Raw genomic sequence first — 6,743 nt, forward strand, 5'->3', positions numbered from 1 at the left:
TTATACGCTTTCACGCATAACCAACCTGGTTGAAAGATGCTCCTCCAAATGACCCCCATCCTGTGGATGGTCCATTAGATGCATCAGCATATGCATCACCGCCTTGGCGATCTCCTTTTGCTGGATCTCCATGGAACAGAGCGTCGGCTCGGAAAAACGACAGAGCCGAGAATTATCGAACCCGACGCAGGCCATATCGGACGGAATGCTGTATCCCAATCGCTTGCAGGTCTGCATCCCCACCAAGGCAGTCTGGTCGTTTCTGCCGACCAGGCCGTCGGGAACAAAACCCGTTGCAAGCAGGTCACGCACCTTCTGAGCCATTTCCTCCTCGGATCTGCATCCGGTGACCACCTGCATCTCCAGATGCAGACGCTCACATTCCTGGGAAAATCCCTTCAGACGCCAGTCACTGAGGTCGCTCCCTTTCCCGTCGCTGCTGATACGGTCCAAAAACAGAAGACGTTTGCGTCCATGCTCGGAGAGCAGGCGCACGATTGCCTTCGCGCCTTCGTACAAACCGGTGTTGATCAAGCCGAAGGTCCCTTCGATGGTGTGGTAATCGCGGATTTCCAACAATACGATCGGGATATGGGCATCGATGAGGCGTTGGATATTGGCCAGAGGAAAGGTCGCCGAGCCGATGACGATACCATCGAAGAACTTGGAGTAGATCCGGTTGACGAAGTCCTCGTCCCGATGATCGGCACACAAGGTGATGAAGTAATCGTGCTTGTAGGCAAGCGAGTCTATCTCGCTGATGAGCTTTCCGAAGTATTCACCCTGGATATCATCGGCGATGAAAAGGATATGGTTGGATTTCTTGCCCTTCAGCGCCCGGGCCATGGTGTTCGGCCGGTAGTTGAGTTTGGCGATCGCCTCCTCCACTCGCTTCCGTTTCTCTTCCTTCACATACCGATTTCCGTTGATTACGTACGAGACAATGGTTTCCGTCACCCCGGCTTCCCGGGCGATGTCTTTCCTGGTAATGGTTCTCAGTCCGTCCAATGGTTCCATAATTGTATCGTCACCCCAATATACACACCTGTGTACATGGACAGGGTAAGACACGACCTGCGTTCTGTCAAGGAAAAGAAACAGGAGAATGGAAGGGCAATGCATCCACCACAAGAACGGAACGGTGGATGCAGTATTCTTTGGGTAAAAAGGGAAACAAGAGGAATGGGAGAACAGCGAAACGCAAGGGGGTACTCAACGGCGCAACTCATCAAGCAACCGGCAGCACACCAGATACATGCGGGGGATGTGGAACGGACCCTTGTACATATTTCCCTTCAGCGGAGTCGAGAGTGTTCCATCCTTGTGCAGGTATCCGTACCACTCGCCGTATTCAGGATCGAGGAAATGTTCGGCGATGTACTGATGCACCGCCTCGAACTGCAGAAGGTACTGTTCCTTTCCCGTCATCGCATAGGCTGACAAGTTGGCGATTGATGCTTCACATTGCGGCCACCAGAACTTCATATCGTGCCAGTACTCGGTTGCGCTTCTTCCCAGGGCATCCTTGAAATAGATGATACCTCCCGCATCCTGGTCCCAACCTTTATCCCACATCCAGTCAAGCATCGTTGTTCCCAAGTTCATCAAATCGGGATCGCCATTACGGTACCGTGCTTCATTGAGCACAAACCAAGCACCCTCGATGGCATGCCCCGGATTCAACAGCCGCCCCTCGAAATGATCGAGTTGCAACGACCCATCCAAATTACACTGTTCCACGACGATCTGCAGTTCAGGTCGGATGAAGTAGGTCCTGATCTCCTGGATATACCCGTCGATATCCCGATTCAGCTCCTCCTCTTTCTGTGGATAGGCAAGCCGCAGTTCACTGAGGGTGTTGAGCATGATCATGGGAAGCCCGAATCCCTTGGACGGGGTCTCGAATTTCGGAATCAGAATGCCGGCGGTGGACAGATACAGTTGCACCCGTTTGTACAGGTCATATGCTTTCTTGGCGTACTCGGGCTTATTGAACGCACGGCTGTAGGCAGCAAACCCAAGAATGGCGAAAGTCTCGCTGAACACATAGCGCAGCCGTTTGACCACCGGTTTACCTTCCTTGCTGACCCTGAAGTACATTCTTCCGTCGGTGGGATCGAAACAATGCTCCTCGATGAAACCTACCAAGGAATCACAGAGCACCTGATACTCTGCTTTCTGCACCATTTCACGATAGGCGGTTGCGTACACCCACAGCGCCCGTCCTTGAAACCAGACCGATTTGTCCGTTTCCAGAATCGTACCGTCCCGATCAAGTCCGGTATACAAACCACCATTGACCCGGTCGAATCCATACCGAAGCCAAAACGGAAGCACGTTGTCCACCAGCATCGAACGATACTGCTGGTACAGTTGTTCAAATTTCTGTTTCATCAAAAGCCCTCACTGCCACTATTGTACTCCAATCCTCAGGACTCGTCATCTTCTTGCATCTTGAAACGTGTTCTGCCATGATGGCCCCATGCATACGAAACAAAGCCTGCTTGCACAGCTCAAAGCATTGGGCATCGATCCCAACGGCACCACCCTTTTCCATGGTTCGTATAAAAGTCTGGGGGATGTCGCGGGGGGAGGTCAGACGGTAGTCGATACCTTGGTCGAATACATGAGGCCAGGCCTGATGGTTTTTCCCACCCACACCTGGGCCGTCGTCAATGCTGAACAACCTTATTACAGCGTGCAGCAAACCCCTTCAAACATCGGCATCATACCCAACCTTGCCCGTCAGACAACCGGTGGCGTCCGCTCCGGCCATCCCACCCATTCGGTCGTCGCGTTCGGGAAGGAAGCCAAAGCGTTCATCAAGGATGACCACAAGACAACCACTCCCTGTGCCAGAAACAGCAGTTGGGGCAAGCTGCTTGACCGCAACGCCACCATCCTGCTGGTGGGAGTGGGGCTGAACCGCGACACCTTCATCCATGGCGTGGAAGAATGGCTGGATATCCCAAACCGTCTGGAAGAAACGAATCAGATCCTCTACTCCCGCCTCGCTGACGGAAGGTTGGAAGTGGTGGTGCAGCACAGGCATGCGGGGCATGTAGGCGAGAATTTTCCCCGGGTGGAAGCCCGTCTTCGTGAGATCGGGGTACTGAAGGAAGGAGAATTCGGGGATGCAAAGGTATTGTACCACCAAGCCCGACCTCTCTATGAGGCGCTGAAGGTTTTGCTGACGGAAAAGCCCGATTTATTCGGCGAACGCTGAACTTTCTGCAATGACCAAATGCAGCGGTGAAAGCCGATTGAAATCATCCAGTGGTTGCTTTTGAAGCAGAAGCGAGAGGTACTCCACCGCAAGGCATCCCAATTCAAGCCGTTGGTTCGACCACCGGGTCCAATGACTGTGTCCGCCCATCCAATCGTCCTCAAGTACCGAGCCGCGGACATCGATGCCCAATTTGATACCAGCCGCTTCCAGTTGACGCTCAAACGGATCGAGTAGGCACAACCGGTCGAAGACGACCACCCCGGTCGAAAGGATTTGCGCCACATCCTCTTTTCCCACCCGGCAATGCTGGTCGGCTTGCATGCTGATTACCTGCAAACCGGCCTCTTCTGCCGCTTCGAGGAGAAAGCGCCGCTTGTCCCTGCGTGGCTCCCGGTCCTGTTCGTAGGCCTCCACATACACCAAACTCCGAGTTCGGCAAAGCATCTGCAGATGTCCGACCATAGCGGCGATGACCTGTTGGTAATCGAATGTGACCCAATGGGTCGGAGCGTCACAGACTTCACGACGACCTACGAAGACCAGCGGATAGCTTGCCTTGACCAGACGCTGCACCCCTTTGTCGTCACGGTTCACCCCGATCATGACCGCACCGTCGGCCATGACGACACGGCTTGCATTGTCCTCGGTTGGCCGGTTGTTGAGGATGAGTATGTCATACCCATACTTTTCCGCTGTTTCCTGGATACCCACAAAGAACCGGTAATACTCATTTTCCGACTCAACCGGAAAAATCTGTTCGTACGTGAACACGGCGATCAAGGAATTGGAACCGTTTTTCAGTTTACGGGCCGCCATATTGGGGACATACCCCAATTGCTTGGCGCAGTCGAGGATTTTCTCCTTCGTCGCCTGCGCCACCCTGATGCTCTTTCCATCCTTGCCGTTGAGTACCGCCGAAACCGAGGCATAGGAGACTTTCGCCTCACGCGCCACGTCCTGCAAGGTAACCCGTTTGAAATCCTTCATCCCAAAAATACTCCTGCATCCAACAGCTTAGCACGTAACGCATCGCTTTGCAGGTGGAAAAGGTCACATCCATGCTCAATGGCCAAAGCCACCGCCGTCCCCGCACCTTGGCCGATTGCGGCACACGAAGGACTGACACGAAGACTGGCATGGGCGCTGAATGCACAACTGATGTTCCTTCCCGCCGCCACCACATTGGGAACCACCGTGTTGAGCAGGCTCCGAAGCGGTATGGTATAGAAGCCACCCCATCGGAAGAAGGTGGAATTGGTAGCGTCTCCATCGGGTGAATGAATGTCGATCGGATACCCGCAGGCTGCAATTGCGTCCTCAAACCTGCACTCGGAAAGGAGGTCATCGCTGCTGATCCGGTATGCTCCTTGCAACCTTCTTGAACTCCTGATGCCGATCCTCGGCCCGCTGATGATCATCCGGGCATTGCCGAATCCCGGGATGCACTCCTTGAGAAACGCATACAATTCCCAGACCTGGCGACGGCCTTCCACCTCGGCATCCGTCAAGGAACGAGGATCGACCGGACTGTGTTCCAGGACTCTGGTCATATTGATGATGACCTCCCCTTCTGCATTGGTCTCAAATCCCAGGACGATGTCACGGTCGAAGGTAAGACGACCATCAGCTCGCCCTTTGCGCATCAGCTCCTGGAAGCCGGAAAAGGAAAGCCGGGAAGCGGTATGCTGCAACCCCGCCTTGTCAGCGAGGAAGGGGAACAAGGAGACCTCTCGGTCCATGATATCCCGGATGGCCTGGATATCGACTCCAACCAGCTTGAAATTCATCGTCATCGGTTGGTCCTTCCCGTCCTTCTCCCTTCCCATTTCAAAGGGGATGCCGGCTAGCGCAATCAGGTCGGCATCGCCTGAAGCATCAATGAAGTAACGCGCCGAAAGGGAGAACAGATTGCCTGCACAACTGCATTGGACCGTCTGGAGCAACCCATCCTGCACATCGGCATGTATGACGGTGGTATGATAGAGCAACTGCACCCCCGCTTCCAGGCACATCAGCTCCAATTCACGCTTCATTCCCTCACTATCAAAGGGAGTGACCGTATAGGTATATCCGGTGGAGTCAGGGATATGCCCGACCGAAAGGCCTTTTTGCACCAATCGCTCGATCAAGGCATCGGGCAGTCCGCGGATAACCTGTAGGTCACCTGCATGAAAGGTCATCATCGGACCGGTGCCGCAGGCGGTCAGGCTTCCCCCAAGATAGCCCTCCTCTTCAACCAGCAGGACGGACAGACCGTTGCTTCCGGCTGCGATGGCGGCCATACTCCCGGCGATGCCTCCGCCGACGACAATGCAATCATAGGTTGTTTCAGTGAGGATGTGCATATAGTATTCCTTCTTGTTATTTCAGACCGGAGTTCACCATGGCATCGCTGACCTTCTGCTGGAAGATCAGGTACACCACCAGGATGGGAAGAATCGAGAGCGTGGTGGCTGCAAGCTGCAGATGCCATTGGGGCAGTCCGTAGGTATCGTTGAAGTTGGTCAAAGACAGGGGAAGGGTGTACTTCTCCAGGGAACTGAGGAACACCAAGGGTTCCAGGTAGGTGTTCCAAACTGCTATGAAGGCGAGGATTGCCACGGAACTGAGTACCGGAATGGCTATCGGCAGCATGATTTTGGTAAAAATACCCCAGGGATTCAGCCCATCCAGACGCGCAGCCTCCTCAAGCTCGTTGGGAATGGTGATGTAGAATTGACGCAGCATGAAGGTGGAGAACGCCCCTTGGCTGCCGAACATCGCCAGCAGCATCAAAGGCGTCAGCGTATCCTGAGCCCCCCAACTGCGTATCTGGAAGAACAAGGGAACAATAGTCACCTCGATGGGCATCATCAAGGCGGTGAGCAACAACAGGAAGGCTTGGCTGCGCAAAGGAAAGTGCATTCTGGCAAACGCATAGCCGGCGAGGGAAGCGAACAAGACGTTGCCGACGGTTCCGATGATCGCAACCAGCAGGGTATTTGCGTAGTGTCTGGCAAACGGCTGAACGACGAAGATCTGCAGGTAATTGGAGAATGCCCAGGAAGTGGGAAGCAATTTGGGTTTGCCGAAAATCTGGGTACTGGTGTTCAGGGAGTTGATGACCATCCACCAAAAGGGATAGACAAAGAGGATCGTCAGGAGTGCCAGGAGCATCCAATACGGTATCAGTTGCGACAGGTGCTTATGCTTCATAATAGGAAACCTTCTTTCTGGCAAACCATTGGATGGCGGTAAGGAGCAGGACGATCAAAAAGAGAATGACGGCGAGTGCGGAGGCGAATCCAGTGTCAAACATGCGGAACGCCTGATGATAGATGTAGTAGACCATGACCATCGTCGAACCTTCCGGTCCCCCGTCGGTCATCAGCTTGATGGTGTCGAAAACCCGCATCGAACCGATGATGGTGACGATGCTCACCATCATGACGGTAGGCATCAGCAACGGCAGCTTGATCTTGAAAAAGAGAGTGAACCGTTTCGCTCCGTCGATATGGGCTGCCTCAATGACATC

The 6,743-nt window shown here is 54.0% G+C and carries 7 protein-coding genes; 1 reads left to right on the plus strand and 6 read right to left on the minus strand.

From position 1 onward, the window contains the following. Positions 1-1,017 (minus strand): LacI family DNA-binding transcriptional regulator, encoded by a 1,017-nt coding sequence (locus AB7C91_RS09460; protein ID WP_332445901.1) that lies wholly within the window; start codon positions 1,015-1,017, stop codon positions 1-3. Positions 1,018-1,212: 195 nt separating this feature from the next. Next, positions 1,213-2,394, minus strand: coding sequence for an AGE family epimerase/isomerase (locus AB7C91_RS09465; protein ID WP_332445900.1), 1,182 nt, complete (start codon positions 2,392-2,394; stop codon positions 1,213-1,215). A gap of 88 nt (positions 2,395-2,482) precedes the next feature. On the opposite strand from AB7C91_RS09465, the gene AB7C91_RS09470 reads away from it, so the two are divergent. Further along, positions 2,483-3,226, plus strand: coding sequence for an AAC(3) family N-acetyltransferase (locus AB7C91_RS09470; RefSeq protein WP_332445899.1), 744 nt, complete (start codon positions 2,483-2,485; stop codon positions 3,224-3,226). Here AB7C91_RS09470 and AB7C91_RS09475 read toward each other — a convergent pair. The 4 genes from AB7C91_RS09475 to AB7C91_RS09490 all read right to left on the minus strand — a co-directional run. After that, positions 3,209-4,216: a LacI family DNA-binding transcriptional regulator gene (locus tag AB7C91_RS09475; protein ID WP_332445898.1), complete on the minus strand. Its 1,008-nt coding sequence runs from the start codon at positions 4,214-4,216 to the stop codon at positions 3,209-3,211. The genes AB7C91_RS09470 and AB7C91_RS09475 overlap by 18 nt on opposite strands. After that, positions 4,213-5,574: an FAD-dependent oxidoreductase gene (locus AB7C91_RS09480; RefSeq protein WP_428590937.1), complete on the minus strand. Its 1,362-nt coding sequence runs from the start codon at positions 5,572-5,574 to the stop codon at positions 4,213-4,215. Before AB7C91_RS09480 ends, AB7C91_RS09475 begins: the two co-directional genes overlap by 4 nt. A gap of 16 nt (positions 5,575-5,590) precedes the next feature. Next, positions 5,591-6,424, minus strand: a complete 834-nt coding sequence (locus AB7C91_RS09485) for a carbohydrate ABC transporter permease (protein WP_332445896.1) — start codon at positions 6,422-6,424, stop codon at positions 5,591-5,593. Further along, positions 6,414-6,743: carbohydrate ABC transporter permease (locus tag AB7C91_RS09490; RefSeq protein ID WP_428590940.1), on the minus strand; the 330-nt coding region annotated here is incomplete at its 5' end. The genes AB7C91_RS09485 and AB7C91_RS09490, both read right to left, overlap by 11 nt.

It is taken from the genome of Sphaerochaeta sp., assembly GCF_050256055.1.
In the GTDB taxonomy this organism is placed as follows: domain Bacteria; phylum Spirochaetota; class Spirochaetia; order Sphaerochaetales; family Sphaerochaetaceae; genus Sphaerochaeta.

Excerpts from the sequence above, each read along its gene's own strand:
- AB7C91_RS09460 (WP_332445901.1), bottom strand. The coding sequence starts at position 1,017 with ATGGAACCATTGGACGGACTGAGAACCATTACCAGGAAAGACATCGCC.
- AB7C91_RS09485 (WP_332445896.1), bottom strand. The coding sequence starts at position 6,424 with ATGAAGCATAAGCACCTGTCGCAACTGATACCGTATTGGATGCTCCTG.
- AB7C91_RS09465 (WP_332445900.1), bottom strand. The coding sequence starts at position 2,394 with ATGAAACAGAAATTTGAACAACTGTACCAGCAGTATCGTTCGATGCTG.
- AB7C91_RS09470 (WP_332445899.1), top strand. The coding sequence starts at position 2,483 with ATGCATACGAAACAAAGCCTGCTTGCACAGCTCAAAGCATTGGGCATC.
- AB7C91_RS09480 (WP_428590937.1), bottom strand. The coding sequence starts at position 5,574 with ATGCACATCCTCACTGAAACAACCTATGATTGCATTGTCGTCGGCGGA.
- AB7C91_RS09475 (WP_332445898.1), bottom strand. The coding sequence starts at position 4,216 with ATGAAGGATTTCAAACGGGTTACCTTGCAGGACGTGGCGCGTGAGGCG.